The following is a 21,392-nucleotide window of genomic DNA, read 5'->3' as shown; positions in this document are numbered from 1 at the left end:
ATACAAAAAAAAGCCCGGTCTGAACCGGGCTTTGAGAGGAATGAACCTTAGTTCATGGTAACAGCTTCGGATTTGCCACCAGAGTCATCGACCCCAACCAGAGAGATGGTCGGCATCGTTTTATAGGTGCCCTTGCTGATAGTCACTCGATCAGAGCTGATGCTCTGCAACTCACCGGCAATGGTCCATTCGTAGGACTTCATGCGGCCATCGGTATCTTCGCAGTTCGCATAGACGATCCACGACCCAACGGTCTCTCGTGAGCTCAGGCTACATGCAGGCAACTTGTTCTCTGCAACATTGATGTTCACCTCGCCCTCAGCTTCATGCCCCATTTCTGAGGTTATTTTCAGCTTGATGCTGTGCTCACCAGCGCCCAGAGTTGCTCTGCCGTAGTAACCACTGCTTTCCAACGGTGTACCATCTACCGAATAAACACGAGTCGAAATACGGTCGCGTGGGTGGCCGCCAGAAATGTACGGTCGCAACAGCACATCCAGAGGCTCACGCTCGTATTTGTTCGAGCCAGAGTATTGCAAGTCAATGGCATAGGGCGCTGCCTGGCCGATCTTGAGCGGTTGCTCGATCACGGTCTCATGGCCGCGAGCATCACGGACAGTGACCTTGATGTTGTAATCACCCGGCTCATTGATCACAAAGGACCGGACAATATCCTGCCGCTGATCCTGAATCACAGCGCCTTCCGGCAACTCCCACTCGTAGGTCGGCTCTTCCAACTTGCCGTTGAAGGCAATTGGCCGCACTGACGCGGTGATCGTCGCAGGAGCCACGTCTGCGTTCTTCCCAACCTGCATTCCGAAGCTCGGCCATACATACTGCCAAACGCGGGAGCGTAGGCTATGCGAAGCCTCTGCACCCTGATCTCGGTATCCTTCGATCCAGGTGGTGTACTTCGTTTCTACAGTAGCCTGATTGAGGTCAGTGTCAGAGGGTTCGTACTCAGCAGTATCACCCTGCACAATCGAGCCATCAGGCAGCGTGAAGAACCCGTTCAGCTTCACGTCCATCCCACGGTAAGGCAGGCTGGTTTCGGCTTTGAACACATACTTCTTGCCGGTCTCAATAACTCGCGGCCCTGTCACGTAAGGACGAGGTGCCTTCACTGCTCGGAAGTCAACCGCCGTTTTCGCAACTTCATAGGCATAGCCGTCATCAGCCGGTGCCGTGGCAGAGCGCACACGAGCCCACAGGCGGTATCGGGTTTCTTCATCGCTCGAAAGCGTGATGCTATCCCCTGTCTGCGCGTAGGTTTTGCCACCGTCAGTAGACCACTCAACAATGGCATTGCCACCGGAGATTGGCTCATCGTTCAACGTCAGGTTCGCTGTGTACTTGCCTTCACTTCCGACAAACAACGTGGTCGGGCCGATAACAGCAATATCAGGTTTGTCGTAAGCGACAACACTGACCGCTTCGGTGTACTTTTCCGCACCTGAGTTGACGTTCACCACCTTGGCCCGAACCTGGTACTCCCCCTTGTCGAAGGTCTTCACAAGCTGATACTTGTATCGATCTTCTGGGATGAACTGCTCCCAGGTTTTACCGTCGTCCTTACTGGTTTCCCATACAACCTGGCCGGTAGCCCGGAGATCCTGACGGTCGTCCAAAGATAGCTTGAACACAGCAGTGAACGGAGCTTCACCAGACAACTTGCGAGCCTCCACGCCAGCACCGATGGCACCACCACGAAGCATTGTCAAGAAGGCAGGTCTGATAGACAACTCTGTGCGGTTGTAACCCTCAACAGGGCTTTCCAGAACAGCCTCAGCAGCGATACGGACGGAGGAAGTATCCACACCAGACAGGTCTACTGAGAACTGAGCTTCACCGTTCGATGCTTCCGCATAATCAGTGAGCGCAACCGTCTCGTTGTAGGCCTTTTGCTGGATCAGGCGTACTTTCCACACCCCCATCGTGTTAGCGTCATAGTCACCATCAGGTTTGTACTGATCACGGATGAGAACCCTAACCGGCAATGCCTGGGTGTCAATCGCGGTATCACCTTTAACTTCAACGATAGGACGGATACTGTCAGAAGGTGCAGAGATAGTCCGGTAGACAACCTCAGTCTTCACATCAGGCACCTTGTTGTAGGCCGCGTTCACCTTGTAGGTGGTCTCCTCCCACAACGCTCGCTCATCGGTATTGATGCGGCGATACACCTTATTGGTGGCACCCCATCCCGGAGTGAAGGTCTCAGACTCAAGAACATCAGAGTTGCGCGATATGGCAATATCCAGATCAGCTCGTTCAGAGTTGATAATGGCATCACCCAGGTAGTTACCTGTCATCGGCACCAAGTAGATGTTGTCTTTGAAGTTGTAGTCGGAGGCTAGTTCAACGGTCGGAGCTGGTGGGTCAACCGCTTCGACATTGAAAGTCTCGTCGTTCAACGTCACTCTAGTGCCGTTACGGGTGAAAATACTTACCCGCCACCCCAGTGGATGAACGCCGTTGGAGGCCAATGAACCAGAGAGCGAAGGTGATTCCGATAACGGGTCTTGGACCAATCCATCGGGGATCTGCTGCCACTCGAACAGACAGGCACGGCTTGCACTACCAACAGCCTTGTTCGCGGCCTCTTTTTTCGCACGGTCTGCGCTGAGGGTTATAGAACAGTCTGGCCCCTTGCTCTGCTTGAAGTTCACATCAAAATCTTCAATGACGCGATTCACCTGAGCAATGTCATCAATCGGGGTGTAGCCAACAGAGCCATAGGCAGTAGTTACCGTCAGGTTCTGAGAGCCAGAACCAACTTTTACCTTGGAACCGTCACCACTGAACAGGTACAGGCTGTATTCGACAGGTTGTTCACCAATACTCACAGCCTGCCCCACCAGCCCAGCAACTTTCATCCCGTTGTTGTCCTGCGTAGTTTGTTCAGCCTCATCTGGAGTTCTGTCCCACTGGAGCAAACACACCGGGTCACGAATTGGGTCTGCGGCCATAGCCACATCCTCTTTCGTGGTGAACCGGCAAGGCACACCCGACTCTGGCAGGGCATAGATTTTCACTGGGTCAATGACCTGGCGAATTGTCCATGATTCAGCAGAGAGCTTAGCCGTCCCTTTCCAGGTATTGATGTCTACAACCAAGATGGGTGAGTTCGGCGCGGAGGTCATGACAAGAAGGCTGGAAGAGCCGACCACATCAGGAACAGCAGGTTTAACCGGAATGCTCAAACGACCACCTGACGCACCGAAATCATGTTGGCTCATGATCCCCATTGTCTGGCCTGGCTCGATACGCACCCCATTAACCACCAGCGGTACTTTCGCATCAGAACGTAGGGTCGCAAACACATCGTATGAACCTGTCACGACAGCACCATCACTGAGCGTCAGCGGCTTGGTTTCGATGATCCGTTTTCCATCTGCATGAACAAATTCATGAGTGACAGCGGGGACCATGACCTTGCCATCCATCCCATCCGCCAGCATTACCTGACGAGGTTTGTACTCGAAGCCAACAGCCTTTTGAACCGCATTGCCTTGTGCATCCTCACCGGAAACAGTCAGCGTGTAAGATTCCCCTTCCTTCAAAGAAGGGAACATTACCGGGTACTCAAGGCGGAATCGACCTTTCGACTCCTCACGCCAAGACAACTGCACCTTGTCATTGGCAGGCCCCCCTACAAGGGCAATAGAGGTCAATTTAGGTGAAGGGTCGATAGCATCAGCCAAGGTAATAACAACATCATCCAGAGTCTGGATAGCTGCTCCATCTGCCACACTGAGTGTCATGGTTGGTGGCGTTCTATCAGACGTTATCTGGAACATTGGTTGTCGCGTTAAAGGCCCGTGCATCTCCTCTGCTGCGGCAACAAGACTGTATTGCCCCTCAGGGAGAGTTTTAAGATCCCACTGGTAAGTGTAGTTCTCCCAGTTGTTGGCTATTAATCCACCAGTTGGAGACAGCTTGTTGCCTTTGCTATCTTCAATCCATGCACTTCGCAGACGCAGCCTATCAAAGTAAGCGCCTCGTCCTGGCTGGTTAACGAATAAGGTAAATACCTTGCTATTTTGATCGAACTGCTGACTTAGCAGAGGGTAGTGCTGATCGTTCCAGTTAACCTCTGCCCAAAGAGGATTCGAGCGAAGAGATTTATCCGGATTGAAAACTGTCGCATTATCGTGGACGTACCCTGTTGTGCCTTTAGCCATTGTGAAGCTATTTGCAATCTCGCAGCTATCTTGACCAACAGGAATTTCACAGCTTCCCATGTGAACGGCAGTTTGAACGTAAGGCCTTGGTTCAACTTTGACACGGATACTGCTAACAGTGACAGGAAGAACAGAATTGTTCACCCAGTAGCGGTAAAAACTAGACCATCCTATATCACTGTAATTGTAGTCCACACCCAAAAGTCTGGGACTTTTAGGCGCTGATGGAGAGAGTGTGAGGTTATAAGCAATACCGCCTCCACCCCACTGGCCGAAGTTCACCCAACGCCAATAATTGCCGTCAGTATTGCCATAAGGTGCGGTTGTGACGAGATAAACATAGCTGGCATCTTCTCCTACCTTGGACATCTCTCCCAAGGCATTGGTCATATTTATCCCACCTTCTCTGTACTCATGCCAGTTATCACGCGGAACACGCCAAGCTAACTTGATTGGGTTAGTTTTAACTGTCATGCCCTCAGTGTAAGCAACAAATCCGGTTAATCCAGGGCCTAAGTTGTTTGTACTTGAAGGATCATAAACACCAAAAGGCGCAGACGGAGCATTGGCTATGTTATCAAACATCACTTTTTGGCGAGGCGTAAGATAGCTATTCCCAGCGCTATCACTTATCTCAAACTGAAGTGTAAACACCTCATCTAAGTCCGAATCGGGGAAAAATCCAGACTGGTAAGACTGTCTAGCTTGTCCATTTGCGTCATCGTAATTCACAGCCACATCTTTGTAGAGTGAACCATCCTGACGGTAGAGTTTCGCTTTAACTCCTTTGATGGGTGACTCATCAGAAATACCTGATAGTAAAAAGGCATTATCCTGAGAACCACCTAGACCTAATTTCCAAACATCGCCACTAATGACCTGTCCATAACCGCCATAAACAGGTGCAAGCGAAGAGTATGTCGGTGATGTAACATCGACAGTAAAGGGATATTCATCCGTCTGTACTGTAGAACCATCAGAGGCAAGAATTTCCGCCCTGATAGTGTATGCCCCACCAACTGGAGCTGGTAGTTGAAGTTCCGCACCATAGTAGGATTTTCCACCCACTGTGATGCGATCAGTAGCCCCAAGAAGGTGACTGGTCGCTGTCGAAACCACTGTTCCATCCGACCGAAGCACCGAAATCTTTACCTTTCGGTCGATACCGGCACTCAAGGCAAACGAGATATTGCCCGTTGGGTTGGCATAGTTGGCATTCGGAGTCAGAGACCGTTGCGTACCATCTGGAGCCTTAAAGTTGTATTCCAGCAGCTCTGCATGAGCAGCACCAGCGGTAAGAACCGCCAGAGCCCCAAGCATCGCCGGAATTTTAGGCTTGAAATTGATCATCGCATTCTCCATTCGTTTTGAGTTACAAGAACCCAATGCTGGAGGTTACGGGAGGGAGTGCATAAACATGGGCTGTGGAAGTGCCCTTTTTGAGCAAATAAGGAAATAGTTTGAATTTGTTATGACTGGACTTTTTGCCAAAAAATAAGGGCAGCTTTTAGGCTGCCCCTATCACCCGTTGATTAACGGCAAGGTGTCTTTTACACCCCCAGGCCATTGCTGAGTTGCACAACAGCCGGGATGACCTTCTCTGCATGTTCCAGAGTAGCAGACATGATGGATTCCACTACGGTCGGAGAGTTGTACAGGCCCATACCGCCACCGATACCCATAGCGAAAGCCATGAGGCTCTGGCGAGCGATACCACCAACAACACCGACCAGGATCATCGCACCCGCAACGATTCGACCCAAAGTACCTTGGGTCCAATCCTTGAGAGTTACCCATACGTCGTCAAACGCTGTACCACCAGTACCAGCGTGGGCCTGATCCGGCACGAGCAGGAAGGCTACCACCATCAACCCCAGGAAGAGGAAGAGTGCGTTGTTTTTACTTGAGGCATTCGCCAACTGATTTGCGTTCATCAAGAACATCTCCTATTTGGTTGTTTCAGACTTCGGTTCGTGTTGTACCGTTTGCAGCGGTCTCAAAACTGGCTCACTTTGCGGTGTGCCATCCCCAATCACCCACCTGCGCGGTTCGATTTCGGTATAGACATACCCTGTCACGATGAGATCACCATTGGTGTCCTCCCAGGGAGCTACCCAAATCCGCATAACCTGTGCTGGTGTACGAATTGGAATCGGGCGATCCGGAAGACGCGGTGCGACATAGTTGTCAATCACTGGGTCTCCGGAGCTAGATGAGTTCGCTGAAACGTTTGAGGAACCTTCGCCATCCGCTTCCGCTTTGGCCTCGACTTCCTCTGGTTTCATTGGACGCGGGACATTTCCGTCATTGGTTGCGGCGTAAACGTCTCGCGCTGACATACACTGAACACCATTCGGCATTCCCGGACAGCTATACTCATCCTTGCCGATGTTGAACGTCGAACAGCCCGACAAAATAAGTAGCGCTGCACCCACCCCCAACATCTTTGCGGATCTTACTGCCTGTTCCTTTTGAGCCTCGCCTCTGGAACTGCCCTTTCTGGTCAAAATGTTCATATTTTTCATTTCTTGGTTCCCCCGGTGGAACGAATTTGTAGCTTGGTTCCTTTGGTCACGATGATGTCTACCTGACGGCCAGCATCGACCTCGATAACAGGGAAGATGCCTTCGGCCATGTCGATATAGAACTGAGCGATGCGATCTAGCGCCTTACTGGCTCCCTTCACTGCTGCTCCCTGCAACATCTGGTCGGAGAACACAGACTGGTACTGGGTATTTGAGCCAGGGTTAGTGTTGACGACCGGCACCGGATTGACGTCAAAGGCTTCGGACGCGCCACCAAGGAAGCCCGCCATCAAGCTCTTGGCGATGATTTGCCCCTGCTTCGATACGACGCGACCACGGACACCGGCCTTACCGTCTTCACCCACTGCATAGGAATCCAGCTTCGCTTCTATGACACCCCCATCATCCCGAACGCACGAGAAGGTCTCGCCACGCAGGTACGCTCGCTCTGAACTGAGATCTCCATAGCCTGAAACAATCAGGAAGCACTCACGAACATCCGCACGGAAGCGGTTAGGCAAAATAGCCTCTTTCTGAATCCTGAGGGTCGAAGGGAACGGATCTCGACGAGCACCTTGAGATGTTGGTGCGTCCATACCGTTGATGAGCACCCCTGTCAGGATGGAGCCAGAAGGTAGGTAGATAGACTCATCATCCTTGTTGTCCTTATCTTCAACTTCTGGCGATTTCTGCGAGTAGCTCACTATTTGGATGCCTGGTTTAGTTGCATCACGACCGTCTCCCTTGCCAGTTGCAGGAGCCCCACCCTTCGCGTCAGGAAGCGGTGCGTCCCGAAAAAAGGATGCAGGATCTTTGTAGTCGAGCTTTTTCTCCATGAACTGACCATCACCACCAGATGCACCATTAACATCGGCTCTGGCATCCTCTGATGAAGAGGATGTTTTTCCACCAGCAGCGCCGGTTTCGACTTTCTTAGCCAATTCCATGTTCTTCTGGGTTAGGCGGTCCAAATCTTGACGAAGGCGGGTCATCTCACGGCCAACATCACTGGATTTCCCGGCAGTGGTTTTGGTTTCCTCCAGCTCTTTCTTGACTCGTTCCAGCTCCTTTTTCAGGTCGGAGTTTTCACGAGACACCATCTTCACATCGGCAGACAACGAATCTATCCCGATCTCACGGGTGTTTTTGTCTGTGAGAACGTGCTTGATGGTTTCTTGGCGACCGCGCTTCTCTTCTTTCTTGGGTTCACCAGAGAACATTGTCACGACCGCAAAAAGAACGAAGACGCCGCCAGCGATAGACACCCAACGCTTCTTGTTGGGGTCTAACTGTGTCCAAAATCGCTTAATCATTGGGCACCTCCCAGCAGCGATGGACGCTTAGACGTTGGTGCGAGACCACGCTTCTGCTTCTTTGCCACATAGATCTCCGTCTTCTGGCCGGGCTCAAGCACGTTAAGCGGCCACGTAGTCACCGCAGCCACATCCCAGCTCCCACACAACGCCTCTTTGAACTCAATAGGCTGATCAGAGACGTTCAGGGCGACACCGATGAACACGTTAAGGTGGTGGCCCATCATGTATTGCCCCTTGCTGAAATCCACCTTTACCCCAGGATGAGTGCAGCTCGGCACCGCAGCACCAGCAGGGATGCGGTTCAACGTGTAACCTTGAGGGACTTCACCAAGAGCAATCTTGCGGAATACCGACCGGATGGTTTCGACATAAGGCTGGCTCTGTTCCCAGGTCTCAGCCTTGGTATTGGCAAAAGCACCAGTGATACCTACACCACCATCGAGCTTGAGAAAGACTTCTCTGGGCGGAATACGACGGGGAACCATCGTCAGGCTGAGAGCTTGGGCTTCCGAGCCTTTTTCAGTAATGAACATAGTCACCGGATACTGCTTATCCGTGGCGACATAGACCACATTCTCTTTGATGCAGACCTCACCACACTGGCCGTTATCCGTCGCCCCGGTCAGAGATGTTGAAACGATCTCAGGATTGCTGAAAGGCGTGACGATTCGGTTCGGATGACCAACGGCTATCGGGATGATCTGGTTAACCCCCGGCTTCATCGTCAGTAAGGGGTTTTCATTCATGCTGCCCACAACCTCATGGGAGCTTTGTCCTGACGTCACAGGGGCAGGAACATCCTTTTTCATAACACTGGCCGGGACAACAGGAATGTCATCCGAGGCATAGGCCATTGAAGTTCCAAGCGCCAAGGACAGCGCCAGGAGCGAAAGTTTAGCGTTGTTCTTCATGCTTTCTCCGGTTTTCTTCTTTGCGCTGGAGTTGCTCCAAAACAGTTTTGGTGCGTGGCTTTCCTACATAGGTGTCGATGTAGTCCAGCACGGGCGCGTAGTTTGAAATCTTGATGGCGAACTCGTAGGAGCGTTCGCTACGCTCTTCGTTAGAAGAAGCCCCTTTGACGTAGGAATATCCGTAGACAAACACCTTGTCGCTCTTGGGCTCGTACTCAACAAAACGCGGCTCAAACCGCATTGTTACGCGGTCGTTCTTGATCTGTTGAGCTTGAATTTCGATGGCATCAATCACGTCCTGATAGATGCTCGGGGAGAGAAGCGGGGTGATCCGCTCTTTCACAAAGTCAACGGTTCCTGGCGTCACATTGCCAAGGAGCTGAGCAAAAGCGAAACCCCAAGCCTCTTTATAGGACTGAGAGGCGTTACTTTTCGTCACCCAGGCTTCTTCCGTGAGCGTGAAAGGCTGGATAGTGACGATGGTTTCCTTGCTGAATACTTGGACCACCAGCAGGAAAACGATAGCAATAAGACCACCCTGGAAGATTCGCCCCCACTTATTTTCTGTTTGGGTCCCTTCCCAAGTCTTGAGATACTTTTTCAGGTTCAAGGCAAATACCTCCGGACAAACGGGTTCTTGAGAGATTTGGCCTTGGTCATGATGAACCCGGCCCAGTAGAGCATGTGGAGCAGGTATCCATCCGGATGGTTATCCCTGAATCGGCGATAAAGGTTGGTTACAAGTAACCCCCCCAGAAAGCAGATCAGAGCCTTACCGATGATGACCCCTATCGTTAGCCCCAAAAGCATCGGGGCCAACTCATCTGCGCTCCACAACAGCAGATGCGGGGGCTCATCGACCCGGCGCGGTATCTTTACAGGCTTCATAGCAACCCTCTTCTTTTCCTAGTGGCCTGTATTCTCATTCAGGGTCACTGATTTTCTGCCACGGCTTCGCGCCCTTTTCGGGCACTTCCAGCGACAAATAAAAAAAGGCGGCCTAAGCCGCCTTTTTTGCGTTTACTGGATCGGTTATTGATTTTGAGGAACCGCTTCCGAATGTTTTTCCGAAGCCGCAACGCTAACTTCATTGGCCGGTCGGGCCACCCCCAGAGTTTTCACTTCCTTGTTAGCATTGGCTTTAAACTTGAACATCAGACTGTACGCCGCCAGCAGGAAGAAGCTGAGAATGCCCCAGTAGGTCTGAACCGTGCCCAGAGCCTTGGCCGGGTCACTTGCAGCTCTGTTGGCCGTATCAGCAGCCAACTTAACCCACTGACTCCAGTCAAAACCTGCCGCAAAAGCAGACAGCCAAAACGCGACGGCCACTGGAACGATGAAGATGCACATCAGCACCGCGTTCATCAAAAACCAGAAAAATTGTTTATTAAGGTTCACACTTCCTCCCATTAACCTAGAAAATTGAATGCGTGTTCCAGGTTCATCCCTGCAACAACACCTATAACGAACATCACCTGCCAGACAAGGAACTGCCAGGAGATGAATGAACCAGATGAGCTTTCGCTTTCTCTGACGTGAGTTTGTGCGGACATAGACCCTCCAAATAACTTGTCGTCATCACGGAGTAATCGTCTCTTAATTGATCAATCTAGGAACAGTGCTGTTACGGCCCATTTTGGGCACTTTATGGAGGTTTATTCGAGGAGATGATAAGAGCGGGAGGCGAAAAACTTTCACATGTGAAAGTTCAAAGCGGCCAATGGCCGCTTGTTTCACACTGTTCTATTGTAACGGAGTTCTCGATAAGCATCCCATGCTTGCTCTGATGAGACACCTCGACGACCAACATCTGTGGCGCACTCAAGGTCCATCTTGTACTGCTTAACCTTCTGGTCTGCTGTATCGCCCCAGCTCATGGCTGATGGGTACTTGGAAACACTAAACACATTTTCAAGTTCAGCCTGATAGTCGTCGTTTTGTAACAGAGGTTCGGTTTCACCATCATCCCAGCGAATGTAAGCCTTACCCTGGAGAGCCTTCAAATGCAAAGGCACCAGTAAGGTGGAAATCACTTCGTCAGCCCTGATGTCTTTGTAAGCACACCAGTGAGGTTTAACGGTGATCACACCATTTACCAAAACGATGTCACACGCCAGTGTCGCTTCAACATTATCGTTAACATCCTGCCGAGCGTAGATCTCCACGAAACCAACCTGCTCTGGATCAACCTTGTCGATGAAGCTCCAAAATCTGGGGTACGACGTTCCATCGCTGAGCGTCAACTGACCGTCATGCTCTTTCAGTATACGGTTCAGTTGTGCAGTGAAGAACTCTGCCGACACTTTTCTTGCCAATGGTTCCATATCACTCAGTCGTAGAGTGGCTCCTCCACTCCCCTCATACACCTCTCCAAAAAAGAAATCTCTCTTACGCATTAGACTTTGCCTCCTTTAATCGCTTGCTGGGTCAGCTTGATCCAGTTCAACGGGTTTTCACAGTCAACATGGTTGCCAGCGGCACCAACTACCGTTTTGTATGCCTCCGAGCCTGCCGCTGTGTGTACTGCCAGCATAAACGAAAACATAGGGTCATTTTGCATGGTGCCAATCATCATTGCACTGGAAGTGTCTTTGAGCTGGCAGTTTTCAACCCGCAGATTGAGTACATCTTTTGCCACCATCTGACAGTCGGGACACACCTTCTCAAGGTTCTTGAGCTTTGCGTCGTCATTGAGCACATCAGGAGCCGCGATGGCAGTACCGGCCATACACAGCCCCAGTGCCAGCAGTTGGAGTCTATTAGTTACTTTCATGGTTCCTCTCTATATCGTTCCAATTTCGTTTCGGTAAAAGAACAGTGGCCCAGTGACTGTTCTGAGTTCCGGCGTTACTTGCTTTACTCTTGAGCAAATATGCTGCTTGAAAAAGTTGTGGTATCCGTACAACGCTGGGCGTGTAAATACGGAAAAGATAATGAGGGTGATGGCCGCACCAGCGGCCCACCCGATCACGTCCGGAGAGATAAGTCCTGACACGTCTGAGATACGTTCTGGTTCAACCAAGCGGCACACCACCAGCACCCAGAACCACATTACCGGCATCACAAAGATCATCTTTCCGACGCAAGCAATGAGCACCTTCACCAAATTCAAGCTCTGCGCCCAGTAAAGCCACAACGCAGACAAGGATTGGCGACGTATCACCTGGTAGACGTTCAATGGGATGTCGCACAGATGCACCCCATCTTGATTTATAACGGAGTAGCTCATCCTCCCTCCCTATACCCGTTTCTGGAGGTTGCCGAACGTCAGGCCAACCAGGACACAGCACGTCATCATTGTTATCGGGATGACAACCGGATCGAGCGCTATGGGGATGAAGAACGCGATGAACAATCCGGCCATCAGGTACAGCGTTCCGCGAACGCTGTAACGATGGAGAACCGGACTCGCATAATCGAAGTTGGTCCGCTTAATTCGCCATGTCATCATCCCGTCATATACCGCAGGTACGAACAGGATCAGCATATAGGGAGCCCACGCGGCTAACAGTGCCAACCTTGTGTAGAACTGGTAAATGACGTTGACAAAGGCTTCCATGCGGCCTTTGACCCACACAAACCAGCCCTTGCCCATGTCCTGCATCCCCTTGGACTTCTGGCGCTCCTCTTCTGATGGGATCAGCGTTTGGTGCATCCCCTCATAAAATCCTGAATCAATAACGCTCGACCTGAACCAGGTAGATGCTTTGTTCTGTATCCAGTCTCTTGCTTCGACACCAAGACTCTGTTCCACCAGCTCGGATTCCCTTTTGATGGCTCTGTCTGTCCAGTCGCCAGGGATCAGCAGCAATATTGCCAGCAACTCAATAACCAGCAGCCATGCGACCAGCAACCACGGCTTCTTCATAGTCGGTTCTCCTTAAAACAGTTTTCACGCTCTCACAGGTGATGAGCTCATACAGCAAGCCACGCAAAGAGGTCTCATCCTCATGGGGCTGCGGGTTAATGGATAGTTCTCCTGGATGGGAAGAAAGCCACAGTGAGAACGACTCTCCTGAATCGACAGACCATGAATCACCGCAACTATCGACAATTTGCACTTCCAACGCCCGGCAGGTTTCGGTGATCAGGGTTTCCAGAAATGCCCCAATTCTGGCCGGGTCTTCATATTTCTCTCTCTGCTCATGAAACACGAGCTGGCTGTAGCGATGCAGAGCTTCTTCAATGATCGGGTAAATCACGGGCTCCTGATTAGCCTTAATCCCGTCTGTGATGTAGCAGCTCAGCTTCTCGATGATGGCCTCCGATGCAGGCCAGTCGAATTGGAGGATGCTCAGGATGTGAGCGTTCTTGCGGCCACGACTTTTCAATTCATTCATAACCCTGTCGAAAGGGTTCACATCGACCATGATGGCTACCTCGTAATTTCTATACTTCTTGTCACACATAGCTCTGCTCTTACTGGGTCAATATGGGCAGACGGCCTTTTACGATTGTTCCGCCTGAAATTTTGGCTATGTATTCCAGGTTCGGAAGCATTCCCAATAACTGGGCTGGGAACAGATCAGCTTCCTCCTCCATCAAACGCTCGCCTTGGTTGCCTCCGTGCATAATGGGCTCCTTGCCATCCGAGTTCTGGCCTTGAGTCCGCATGACGTACTTGAGCCGGGTCTTCGGCAAGTTATCTGCGATATACTCCTGTGTTTCTCCATCGACGATACGCAGAGCAAACGTGTTGTTGATGTTCCCCAACACTTGGAGCGCTTTGTCTTTGCTACCCAGTCGAGCTGCGAAGTCAGCAAAAGTCTGAGTTGCAACGAAAAGACGAAGTTTCGCACCGCGACCTTTGTTCAGGAGCTGGATGAACGGATCGTTGATCACCTCAGCAGCCTCATCAACAAAGATATTTACGGGTCTGTTGTTGACGCCGTAGTTGTATCTGTCACCGGCAACCGCTGTCAGGTCTGACAGGAAGATGGACCCCATAGCACTACCAACCATGTTGTCGGTCAGGGAGTCGAGCCCCAGATAAGCAACTTGAGCGTTGTTGATGATTTTTGCGGAATCAGTGATCTGGCGTTCGTCGCTCAAATCAGATGAGTCTGGAGACAGCAGAGGGCCTAGCTCCCCGGACGTCAGCATATTCATGATCGGCAGGAGGTTCGCCACCATCTTGGAGAAGTGGGTTTGGTCGTGCTGGAACATCGACAGCAAGCCTTCCAGATCAGAGTTTGGGTGCTCAGGTTGGATGATGTCGTAGTAGAACTTCATCAACGCGAAAGCGATCTTCTCACGCGAACCGTTTTTGACTTTCTCCAAATAAGCCGCTGCTTCTGCCTCCCAGTCGGGCATAACTCGCTCTGAGTAAGCCTGAACTGCCTTGATGACCAAGCCAGCAGCGCCACCTTCAAGGAATCGGCGGAGCTTTGTCAGGTTGGGACGATCATGAGTGATGACCAAGCCCTGAGCGATGTTGTTCAGTGCCTGCCATCCAAATGATTTGAACGGGTCGGCCCCTGCTTCGGACGGGATCAACGCTGCCAAACGACTTGCAATTTCAGTCACGCGGGTGAAGTTACGCAGAGGGTCGATACGCACCGACTCTTCCGGGAATGCTGGATGAAATGAGACGAATCTTTCCGGCTGCCCCATAGCTTCACAGGCACGTCGTGCATTGTCCCGCATCTCCTTGTCCCCTTTCGGGTCTATGATGATCACGGCTTCCCCACGCAGAATGGCCTGTGAAATCAGGATGTCGAACATACGGGTCTTGCCCGAGCCGGTGGTCCCAACGATCAGCGAATGCCCCTCAGTGTGCTTGAGTGGCTGCATCAGCTTCTCTTCTTTGGGCTCTACCCCGTGAATCCAGGGCTGGCCGATTGGCAGCTCCTTTTTCTTACCCTGTATCTTCCGGACAACCTTTTTGACCGTGGACTCTCTCCCTACGATGGAAGTCCAGTCGCGTTTCAGGATCTCAAACACGCGCTGGGCATGGCGGTTTTCCCACAGGAACCCACTACCAAGCCACATATCGTCCGGCGTGTCCTTGATGTACTTTTGGAGCTCCGCAATAGAAATAAACTCCAGATCACGCCCCTTCAAATGCTTTTGGAGCAGGTGAAGTTTGATAGCCTTTGGCAAACGAGCCATCGCCATCACGCCACAGATCCCCGTCATCCAATAGAAGGGCTCCGGAGGCATCGTGCTGACTTGCTCTACGGCCAAAGCCGCGCCGGAGGCGGCAAGCCAGCCTGCTACAGCATTTTTTTCATAGTTGGGCCGCCACGGCATCTCGTAGGCGAGCGGGTCATAACTCATTGTCATGTTTCATTTACCTCTAAATATAATTTTCCCTGACGTTTCTTGAGCAAAGGCCGTCTCTGTGCCCGGCTCAGCATCCCGCAGAGGATGTGTTTGCTGATGCCGATGTTTTCACCGGCAATCATGTCGAAGGCTTTGTCACTTGTTACTAAGCAGCCATCCTCTTCCAGGACTGGTGTCACGAGCCATCTGCCCGAGCGTTTTTGGATCATGTCCTTGAGCATCTGGAGTGCTTTCTGAGGCGTAACACCAGACGGCAAGAAATCTTCCGCGTTGATGTCTTTCGGGTTTGTTTTCGCCTTAGGCGGCTCAAACTCCCTAACCTCTGGCTCTTCCCTTTCTCGCACCTCGACGTGTCCCAATTCCTTCTCACGCTCAACTTTGGGCTCAGGAGCCACTGGTTGAACCTCCCGCTTAGGAAGGCGAGCCACGTTCTGTTTTTCTTGGACCGGCTTGCGCTGCGGCTCTTCAACCGGAGAAGTAACATCGACCTTCTTCTCCTTCGGCTGTGGCTGGGAGTCCTTACCTTTCGCCTTTTGTTCAGGCGAGGGTTTACCGGCGTTAACCTCAGGCTTCTGCTGCTGCGCCTTTTTTCGGCTTTGTTGTTTCGGTGCAGACTTATTCTTGTTTGCATCCAAGCGAGGGGGAGAGACGAGCTCAAAGGCATCCTGGTATCCACCCATTGACGCCTCGGCATCCTTAATGGCCGCCACGACTGCATCTGAAAGCTGCTCCGCCAGTACAATTGCCTTCACTCCGCTGAAATCACGAACTTTGCGACCTGGCATAATCGGGTCTGGAACAATCGCGTTGGCGTGGGACAGCTTCGAGAGAACCTCTGACGGCGCACCCAGCGACCGAGCGCCATCCGGGTACAAAATGACGGCTTGACCCTTCATCAGGCATAGGACTTCGCCCAGCGTCGTTTTACCTTCCAAAACAGGCATGATCGCTTGTTCAAGCAACGCCGATGCTTCTCCGTACCCGGCTAACATCTCAACGAGTAAGGTCTTTGCGTCTTTCTCATGCAGATTAGGTTTGTCCGTAGGTGGCATTGCTGGCGCTGGTGTTGTTTGTTCTGGTGCGTCAGTCAGCATAGGGAGCGGCTCAATCGCCCATGATGGCGGTTCATCAGAACTACCGAACATTGGAAAGTCATCGCCCTGCAGGGAGTTTTGTTCTTGTGGAACGAAGTCCTGTTTTGGCTGCTTCTCTTGCTTTCCGGGCATTGCCACATCTGGGATTTCTGAGTTTGTTGCGTCAGTGCTGGCTGTCTCTGCCGATGCGCTGAATGCGTCAAACGGAAAGTCGATGTCCCCCAGTCCACCCCCAACATCCTTGAGTGCTTGTAACGGATTGTCGTTTGCCAAAGGTGGTGCGTTTTTGGCAATGTCCTGAGGGGACAAATCCTCTTTTGCCTCTGGTTTGTGGGGTTGTTTCTCTGTATCACTCTTCGGTTTTGCTTTGCCCGGTTTGCTCTGCGGCTTACCCTTCTTGCCAGCGTCAGGCTTAGATGATTCCGTTGATCCCGCATCTTTTTGCTCTGGTTTCTCCTCGACAGCATCTGAGGTGCTTTTCAGCATCTCCATCGCATCACCAAAGCCAAGACCAGCTAGAGCTTTCTCTGCTTCCTGCTCTGCGGCCAACATGTCATCGTTCAGAGCTGACACATCTTCCTCTTGGTCGTCATCGACTTCCTCAGGATCAACGAACTCAATCTCAGCGTCCTCAACATCACCAACAACTTCCGCAGCAACAGCCGCAGGAGGCTCAGTCGTAAACACCAGGTCGTTTGATTCGAGTCGGAGCATCAAGATCTTCACCGATCCCGCCGCCTCCTGGAGCATCTCAGGCAAAACTTCCCAGTAGCGGTAGTACGCACGTTCACCCTTCTCCTGCACCGTGTTTGGTACAGCAAAACCACGTTCGATGAGAATGTCGGCCAGTGTGTCAGGGTCTCGTGGAATACCGGGGATCTTGTCGTGGCTGATCAAGTCATAAAGGTCCCCAAGCTGTTTCCAGGCAATGAATACACCTTGGTTGAGGTGCCAGACTTTCGCGCCTGGCTCATTGACCTTCCATTTTCCGGTTTTAACCAGGCGGCGGATGGCATCGAACACGTACCGCTCGACAGGCACACCATAGGAGAACTCGTCCACATCGAGACGACTCTGGCGAAGGTCCCGTGAGACGCTCTCTTGGTCAGCGCGAAGCATCAGCTTGGTCACAGGCTGATTGACGCTGGTTCCTGAGATAGCTTCCAGCATCGCTTCCATGATGGACGGGCCAGACTTGGACAGAAACTCCCGAGTCTCAGCCGGAATAATTCGATCCACCGCCAGCAGCGAGAATTGCTCATGTCTTTTGTGTCGCTTGTCGCGCCACCGGATAAAGTAACGGTCGATTTCGTGACGGTGTGCCCAGTCATGAAGTGACTCCGAATACGGGTTCCATGTGATTGACCCGTCTTTGTCCGTAATGGACACATCCGAGAGCGGTTTACCCACATCATGCAGCAGCCCGGAGAAACAGCTCGCCAGTCTCCAACGCGGCTCATTGTCACGGCGTTCACGAGGCGTCCCCTCGATGGAAAAGATAACTGACTCAGATGCCTGAGCTGCCCAGAAGGCCACTTCAAGCCCATGTCGGAACAGACCACCAGCGCCACGGTGGTGGTGTGATTCGGAAGCTGGCAACAGGTGAACAAACGCGGCATACCGCTGGATCACCGGCAAAACAAGCCGGTTGAAGTCGTCCACAGTGAAACCGAGAGAGTTCCGCACTTTCTCAATCAGTTCAGCTTGGGTTGCCAGTATCTTGTCTAGTGGGGCCACTGGCAGGCCCTTGGCAAAAGGTGGGTATCGAGGGATTTCTTCATCTTCCACGTCTTTAAGCGGCAATACTCTGACGCTCGGCGCGGTCTCGATCACTCCACTTCGCCCACCAAATAACTTGTTAAGGGCTTTCAGCATGTAGGTTGACCATATTCCTATCGTATTTCTCGTCGCTACATGCTCTCAAAACACCTTTAGATCGCACACACGCCTATCTGTCCAATTTGGGCAGTTTGAGAAACCAGCTTTCCATCCCCCCCCTTTTAGAATGGGCTCATCGACAATTTTTTATGAGGAACGACACGATGAGACAACTGATAGCAATTCTGGGAGTGGCAATTCTGGCCGGGTGTGCCTCTAACGCCCCCGAGCAAAAGCCTCAGCCCCAGACTGCCCCTGCCGAAAATGACAAACCTGCCAGAGTTAGCCGGGAACTGTCGATGGCATGGGACAACATGGGGCGCGGTGGTGCTGCATTACGTCAACCTGGTTATATCCATGTGCTGGGCGACGGTAATGTCAGCGCAACGATGAACAAGGTCAAAGATGACTCCGCTGGTTCAGATAAAACTCCAGCAGGGATCAAACAGCACGGGGATGTCAACGAAGCCATCAATACCTTCAAGTCCATGAATAAAGGCAAAGGCTACTCGCTGTACGAGTTGTCACGCTGGGAACGCTATTGCGATGGTGGCAAAGGTATGGACGAGCACGATTGGCGCTTTGTGGAAGCCGAGGGAACCACAAACATCCCCAAGGACGTTGTAACCGGCTGCATACCACCTACCCACACCTATAAAGATTATCTGAATGCCTGGACGCACTTTTGCACCAGTCAGGCTGTAACTGACGCAGATCGCCGCATTGTGCGCGAGTCCGTGCGTCCCTATTCAGTGGTGAACCCATGCAAAGCTCTGAAATAAGAAACCAGACAGAGCTAGGCCGTAAGGCTGAGCTCTTCGACGCTTTATTAATCATGCTCCAGGAGGCCGGTTCGAGGGGTAATTCCAGCGAAGCGGCCTATGTCATTTCTGGAGTCCTCGAAAACCTCTCCAGAGACTACCCCGAAGTCAAAGGTCTGGCTCAAAGCTGGACTGAGCTGGCGAATCTGGAATCAAAGATGAGAGGAGCTGCTTAATGGACCTTTATATCTGCGAGAAGCCTTCTCAGGCAAAAGATTTGGCTGGCGTAATGAAGGCCTCCCAACAAGGTGATGGATTTCTCCATGATGGAGGAAACCGCGTTATTACGTGGGCGTTCGGCCACCTGCTGGAATTGTATATGCCAGACGATTATGACGAACGCTACAAGTCATGGTCACTGGAGACCCTCCCTATTGCACCAGAGTCATGGCGGTACAACGTTCGCAAGAGTGCGTTCAAACAGTACAAAATTGTTGAGGGACTGGTCAAAAAGGCGAGCACCATCTACATCTCAACGGACTACGACCGAGAAGGTGAGGCTATCGCCCGTTCGCTTCTGGATCGATTCCGCTACTCTGGCCCTATTCGCCGAGTTTGTTTGACGGCTCTCGATGAGTCAAGCATCAAGAAAGCGCTGAACAACGTAAAGGATGGCAAGGATACGGTCTCACTCTACTACGCCGCATTGGCACGGCAACGCGCTGACTGGTTGGTAGGCATGAACGTGAGCCGCCTCTACACAGTGCTGGCCCGAGATGTCGGCTTCAACCACACTCTTCACGTTGGCAGGGTTATCACCCCAACCGTCGCTCTTGTTTGTCAACGGGACCGAGAGATCGCCGGTTTCACCCCCTCACCATACTGGACTCTGGGTGTGAACGTGTCCGTACAGAATGGACAGTTTGCCGCCCAATGGATACCACCAGAAGAGTGCAGTGACGAGCAAGGCCGGTGCGTCAATAAGGCCTATGCCGAGCAGGTAGCCTCCCAGGTCAATGGTGCCAATGCTGTTATCAGCAAAGCAGAAACCAAACCAGGTAAAGAGTCAGCCCCCCTCCCCTTCGATCTAACGTCGCTGCAACAATACGCGAGCAAACGATGGGGATACACAGCTCAGCAGGTACTGGATGCAGCTCAAGCTCTGTACGAGACGCACAAAGCGACCACCTACCCTCGTACTGACAGTCGTTATCTACCCGAGAGCCAAAAGGAAGACATTCCGGACATTCTCCAGGCGCTCATTTTGTCCGATCAGAACGTCTCTGGGCTGGTGGCTGGCGCAGATCCTCATCGCAAGGCCAGGGTATTCAATGACGCCAAAGTGACCGCGCACCACGCGATCATTCCAACACCGGCCAGAACAGACATCAGTGCCATGTCTGAGATCGAGTTCAATCTTTACGACGCCATCCGTCGTTTCTACATCGCGCAGTTCTACAGCGAGTTCGAGTTCACCAAAACCTCCATCGAGGTGCAGTGTGGGCGTCACCTCTTTGCGTCCGCTGGTAAGACACCTACCAAACAAGGCTGGAAGGTTTTGTTTGCTTCTGATAGTGAAAGCAGTCCCAAGGACGAGGGGGAAGACACCGACGCGCCGGTTGAACAAGAGAAGCTCCCCAGGGTTAGCCAGGGCGAACCTGCCTTGCTAAATGGGGCCGAGCTGGCAAACAAAATGACGCGGCCAGCACCGCACTTCACCGAAGCCACATTGCTTGCCGCGATGGAGAACATTGCCCGGTTCGTGACTGAGGAGAAGTTCAAACAAATCCTCAAAGACACAGCCGGTTTAGGCACTCCAGCAACACGCGCAAGCATCATCCAGGGCGCTGTTGATAAAGGCTACTTCAAGCGTCAGAAAAAGGTACTGCTTGCAACTGATAAGGCTCATGCGCTTATAGCAGTGCTTCCACCAGCCATCAAATCACCCGGCATGACTGCGGCTTGGGAGCAGGAGCTTGAAAAAGTTGCCTCCGGCTCCGGGAACATGTCTGTCTTCATGAAGCAGATTTCCACCTGGATCTGCCAAATGGTTGAGCAGCTCAAAGTGGCCGCACCGGTTCTGACCAAAGAAGGTGGCGCGATGGCTAAAGCCTTCGAGGGCGCGAAGCCTCCTTCACACGAATGCTTCAACTGCGGTGGAGAGATGCACCGGATCAAAGGGAAGAACGGTTTTTTCTGGGGCTGCCAGAACGAGGCTTGCAAGAAGACGTTCCCAGACAACCGAGGGAAACCCGAGAAACGTATCGCGGCGGAGGATTGTCCAGACTGCCCAGATTGCGGTAGCCCGATGCGTCTCAGGAAAGGAAAAGCCCCTGGCAAGAAACGAGCCTCTAAGTTCTGGGGCTGCACAGCGTATCCCGATTGCAAAGGCACTATGCCCTTCAAAAAGTCGGACTTTATGGATTGATAGAGGAATT

Annotated in this window: 19 protein-coding genes; 3 read left to right on the top strand and 16 right to left on the bottom strand. The window is 52.1% G+C overall.

Annotated features, from left to right (window positions below; genetic code table 11):
* Window positions 1-47: 47 nt before the first annotated feature.
* The 16 genes from B5P39_RS19500 to mobH all read right to left on the bottom strand — a co-directional run bounded on the left by B5P39_RS19500 (window position 48) and on the right by mobH (window position 18,190).
* Complete coding sequence (locus B5P39_RS19500; RefSeq protein ID WP_088212669.1) at window positions 48-5,534, bottom strand: Ig-like domain-containing protein; 5,487 nt, start codon at window positions 5,532-5,534, stop codon at window positions 48-50.
* 200 nt (window positions 5,535-5,734) lie between these two features.
* The gene (traA, locus tag B5P39_RS19495; RefSeq protein ID WP_000993344.1) at window positions 5,735-6,118 is read right to left on the bottom strand and encodes a TraA family conjugative transfer protein; all 384 of its coding nucleotides are present in this window, start codon (window positions 6,116-6,118) and stop codon (window positions 5,735-5,737) included.
* A 12-nt stretch (window positions 6,119-6,130) separates the two neighbouring features.
* Window positions 6,131-6,709, bottom strand: a complete 579-nt coding sequence (gene traV / locus B5P39_RS19490; protein WP_088212668.1) for a type IV conjugative transfer system lipoprotein TraV — start codon at window positions 6,707-6,709, stop codon at window positions 6,131-6,133.
* Window positions 6,706-8,019 (bottom strand): TraB/VirB10 family protein, encoded by a 1,314-nt coding sequence (locus B5P39_RS19485; RefSeq protein ID WP_172693100.1) that lies wholly within the window; start codon window positions 8,017-8,019, stop codon window positions 6,706-6,708. The genes traV and B5P39_RS19485 overlap by 4 nt, the downstream gene beginning before the upstream one ends.
* Window positions 8,019-8,936 carry a TraK domain-containing protein gene (locus tag B5P39_RS19480; RefSeq protein ID WP_088212666.1) on the bottom strand — a complete coding sequence of 306 codons (918 nt, stop codon included), beginning with the start codon at window positions 8,934-8,936 and terminating at the stop codon, window positions 8,019-8,021. Before B5P39_RS19480 ends, B5P39_RS19485 begins: the two co-directional genes overlap by 1 nt.
* Window positions 8,920-9,546 (bottom strand): TraE/TraK family type IV conjugative transfer system protein, encoded by a 627-nt coding sequence (locus B5P39_RS19475; protein WP_001049717.1) that lies wholly within the window; start codon window positions 9,544-9,546, stop codon window positions 8,920-8,922. The genes B5P39_RS19480 and B5P39_RS19475 overlap by 17 nt, the downstream gene beginning before the upstream one ends.
* Entirely contained in the window at window positions 9,543-9,824 is a 282-nt protein-coding gene (gene traL, locus B5P39_RS19470) for a type IV conjugative transfer system protein TraL (protein WP_088212665.1), read from the bottom strand. The genes B5P39_RS19475 and traL overlap by 4 nt, the downstream gene beginning before the upstream one ends.
* Window positions 9,825-9,968: 144 nt before the next feature.
* Complete coding sequence (locus tag B5P39_RS19465; RefSeq protein WP_001052531.1) at window positions 9,969-10,334, bottom strand: hypothetical protein; 366 nt, start codon at window positions 10,332-10,334, stop codon at window positions 9,969-9,971.
* Window positions 10,335-10,345: 11 nt separating this feature from the next.
* Window positions 10,346-10,489: a hypothetical protein gene (locus B5P39_RS24740; RefSeq protein ID WP_172693090.1), complete on the bottom strand. Its 144-nt coding sequence runs from the start codon at window positions 10,487-10,489 to the stop codon at window positions 10,346-10,348.
* 180 nt (window positions 10,490-10,669) lie between these two features.
* Window positions 10,670-11,332, bottom strand: a complete 663-nt coding sequence (locus tag B5P39_RS19460; protein WP_088212664.1) for a hypothetical protein — start codon at window positions 11,330-11,332, stop codon at window positions 10,670-10,672.
* Window positions 11,332-11,709: a hypothetical protein gene (locus tag B5P39_RS19455; protein WP_088212663.1), complete on the bottom strand. Its 378-nt coding sequence runs from the start codon at window positions 11,707-11,709 to the stop codon at window positions 11,332-11,334. Before B5P39_RS19455 ends, B5P39_RS19460 begins: the two co-directional genes overlap by 1 nt.
* Window positions 11,710-11,718: 9 nt before the next feature.
* Window positions 11,719-12,165, bottom strand: a complete 447-nt coding sequence (locus B5P39_RS19450; RefSeq protein WP_000122507.1) for a hypothetical protein — start codon at window positions 12,163-12,165, stop codon at window positions 11,719-11,721.
* A 9-nt stretch (window positions 12,166-12,174) separates the two neighbouring features.
* Window positions 12,175-12,804 (bottom strand): DUF4400 domain-containing protein, encoded by a 630-nt coding sequence (locus B5P39_RS19445; protein ID WP_088212662.1) that lies wholly within the window; start codon window positions 12,802-12,804, stop codon window positions 12,175-12,177.
* On the bottom strand, window positions 12,761-13,306 hold the full coding sequence (locus B5P39_RS19440; protein ID WP_247750980.1) for a hypothetical protein: 546 nt from the start codon (window positions 13,304-13,306) through the stop codon (window positions 12,761-12,763). The genes B5P39_RS19445 and B5P39_RS19440 overlap by 44 nt, the downstream gene beginning before the upstream one ends.
* 49 nt (window positions 13,307-13,355) lie before the next feature.
* Window positions 13,356-15,215 carry a conjugative transfer system coupling protein TraD gene (traD, locus tag B5P39_RS19435; protein ID WP_012729609.1) on the bottom strand — a complete coding sequence of 620 codons (1,860 nt, stop codon included), beginning with the start codon at window positions 15,213-15,215 and terminating at the stop codon, window positions 13,356-13,358.
* 2 nt (window positions 15,216-15,217) lie between these two features.
* A complete protein-coding gene (mobH, locus tag B5P39_RS19430) occupies window positions 15,218-18,190 on the bottom strand; it encodes a MobH family relaxase (RefSeq protein ID WP_088212660.1) in 2,973 nt (990 codons plus the stop codon).
* A 167-nt stretch (window positions 18,191-18,357) separates the two neighbouring features.
* Here mobH and B5P39_RS19425 point away from each other — a divergent pair, with 167 nt between their 5' ends.
* The 3 genes from B5P39_RS19425 to B5P39_RS19415 are packed head-to-tail and all read left to right on the top strand — an operon-like array spanning window position 18,358 to window position 21,382.
* Window positions 18,358-18,975, top strand: coding sequence for a hypothetical protein (locus B5P39_RS19425; protein ID WP_001249395.1), 618 nt, complete (start codon window positions 18,358-18,360; stop codon window positions 18,973-18,975).
* Entirely contained in the window at window positions 18,957-19,190 is a 234-nt protein-coding gene (locus B5P39_RS19420; protein WP_001191890.1) for a hypothetical protein, read from the top strand. The genes B5P39_RS19425 and B5P39_RS19420 overlap by 19 nt, the downstream gene beginning before the upstream one ends.
* On the top strand, window positions 19,190-21,382 hold the full coding sequence (locus B5P39_RS19415; RefSeq protein ID WP_088212659.1) for a DNA topoisomerase III: 2,193 nt from the start codon (window positions 19,190-19,192) through the stop codon (window positions 21,380-21,382). The genes B5P39_RS19420 and B5P39_RS19415 overlap by 1 nt, the downstream gene beginning before the upstream one ends.
* Window positions 21,383-21,392: the final 10 nt, after the last annotated feature.

It is taken from the genome of Shewanella sp. Shew256 (assembly GCF_002196695.1).
GTDB classification, from domain to species: Bacteria; Pseudomonadota; Gammaproteobacteria; order Enterobacterales; family Shewanellaceae; genus Shewanella; species Shewanella mangrovisoli.
The sequence above is the reverse complement of the archived record's forward strand: the minus strand, read 5'-3'. Positions and strand labels throughout refer to the sequence as shown.

Bases quoted from the DNA above. Each gene is read 5' to 3' on its own strand.
- B5P39_RS19500 (WP_088212669.1), bottom strand. From the start codon at position 5,534: ATGATCAATTTCAAGCCTAAAATTCCGGCGATGCTTGGGGCTCTGGCG.
- traA (WP_000993344.1), bottom strand. From the start codon at position 6,118: ATGAACGCAAATCAGTTGGCGAATGCCTCAAGTAAAAACAACGCACTC.
- traV (WP_088212668.1), bottom strand. From the start codon at position 6,709: ATGAAAAATATGAACATTTTGACCAGAAAGGGCAGTTCCAGAGGCGAG.
- B5P39_RS19480 (WP_088212666.1), bottom strand. From the start codon at position 8,936: ATGAAGAACAACGCTAAACTTTCGCTCCTGGCGCTGTCCTTGGCGCTT.
- traL (WP_088212665.1), bottom strand. From the start codon at position 9,824: ATGAAGCCTGTAAAGATACCGCGCCGGGTCGATGAGCCCCCGCATCTG.
- B5P39_RS24740 (WP_172693090.1), bottom strand. From the start codon at position 10,489: ATGTCCGCACAAACTCACGTCAGAGAAAGCGAAAGCTCATCTGGTTCA.
- B5P39_RS19460 (WP_088212664.1), bottom strand. From the start codon at position 11,332: ATGCGTAAGAGAGATTTCTTTTTTGGAGAGGTGTATGAGGGGAGTGGA.
- B5P39_RS19455 (WP_088212663.1), bottom strand. From the start codon at position 11,709: ATGAAAGTAACTAATAGACTCCAACTGCTGGCACTGGGGCTGTGTATG.
- B5P39_RS19450 (WP_000122507.1), bottom strand. From the start codon at position 12,165: ATGAGCTACTCCGTTATAAATCAAGATGGGGTGCATCTGTGCGACATC.
- B5P39_RS19445 (WP_088212662.1), bottom strand. From the start codon at position 12,804: ATGAAGAAGCCGTGGTTGCTGGTCGCATGGCTGCTGGTTATTGAGTTG.
- B5P39_RS19440 (WP_247750980.1), bottom strand. From the start codon at position 13,306: ATGGTCGATGTGAACCCTTTCGACAGGGTTATGAATGAATTGAAAAGT.
- traD (WP_012729609.1), bottom strand. From the start codon at position 15,215: ATGAGTTATGACCCGCTCGCCTACGAGATGCCGTGGCGGCCCAACTAT.
- mobH (WP_088212660.1), bottom strand. From the start codon at position 18,190: ATGCTGAAAGCCCTTAACAAGTTATTTGGTGGGCGAAGTGGAGTGATC.
- B5P39_RS19425 (WP_001249395.1), top strand. From the start codon at position 18,358: ATGAGACAACTGATAGCAATTCTGGGAGTGGCAATTCTGGCCGGGTGT.
- B5P39_RS19420 (WP_001191890.1), top strand. From the start codon at position 18,957: ATGCAAAGCTCTGAAATAAGAAACCAGACAGAGCTAGGCCGTAAGGCT.
- B5P39_RS19415 (WP_088212659.1), top strand. From the start codon at position 19,190: ATGGACCTTTATATCTGCGAGAAGCCTTCTCAGGCAAAAGATTTGGCT.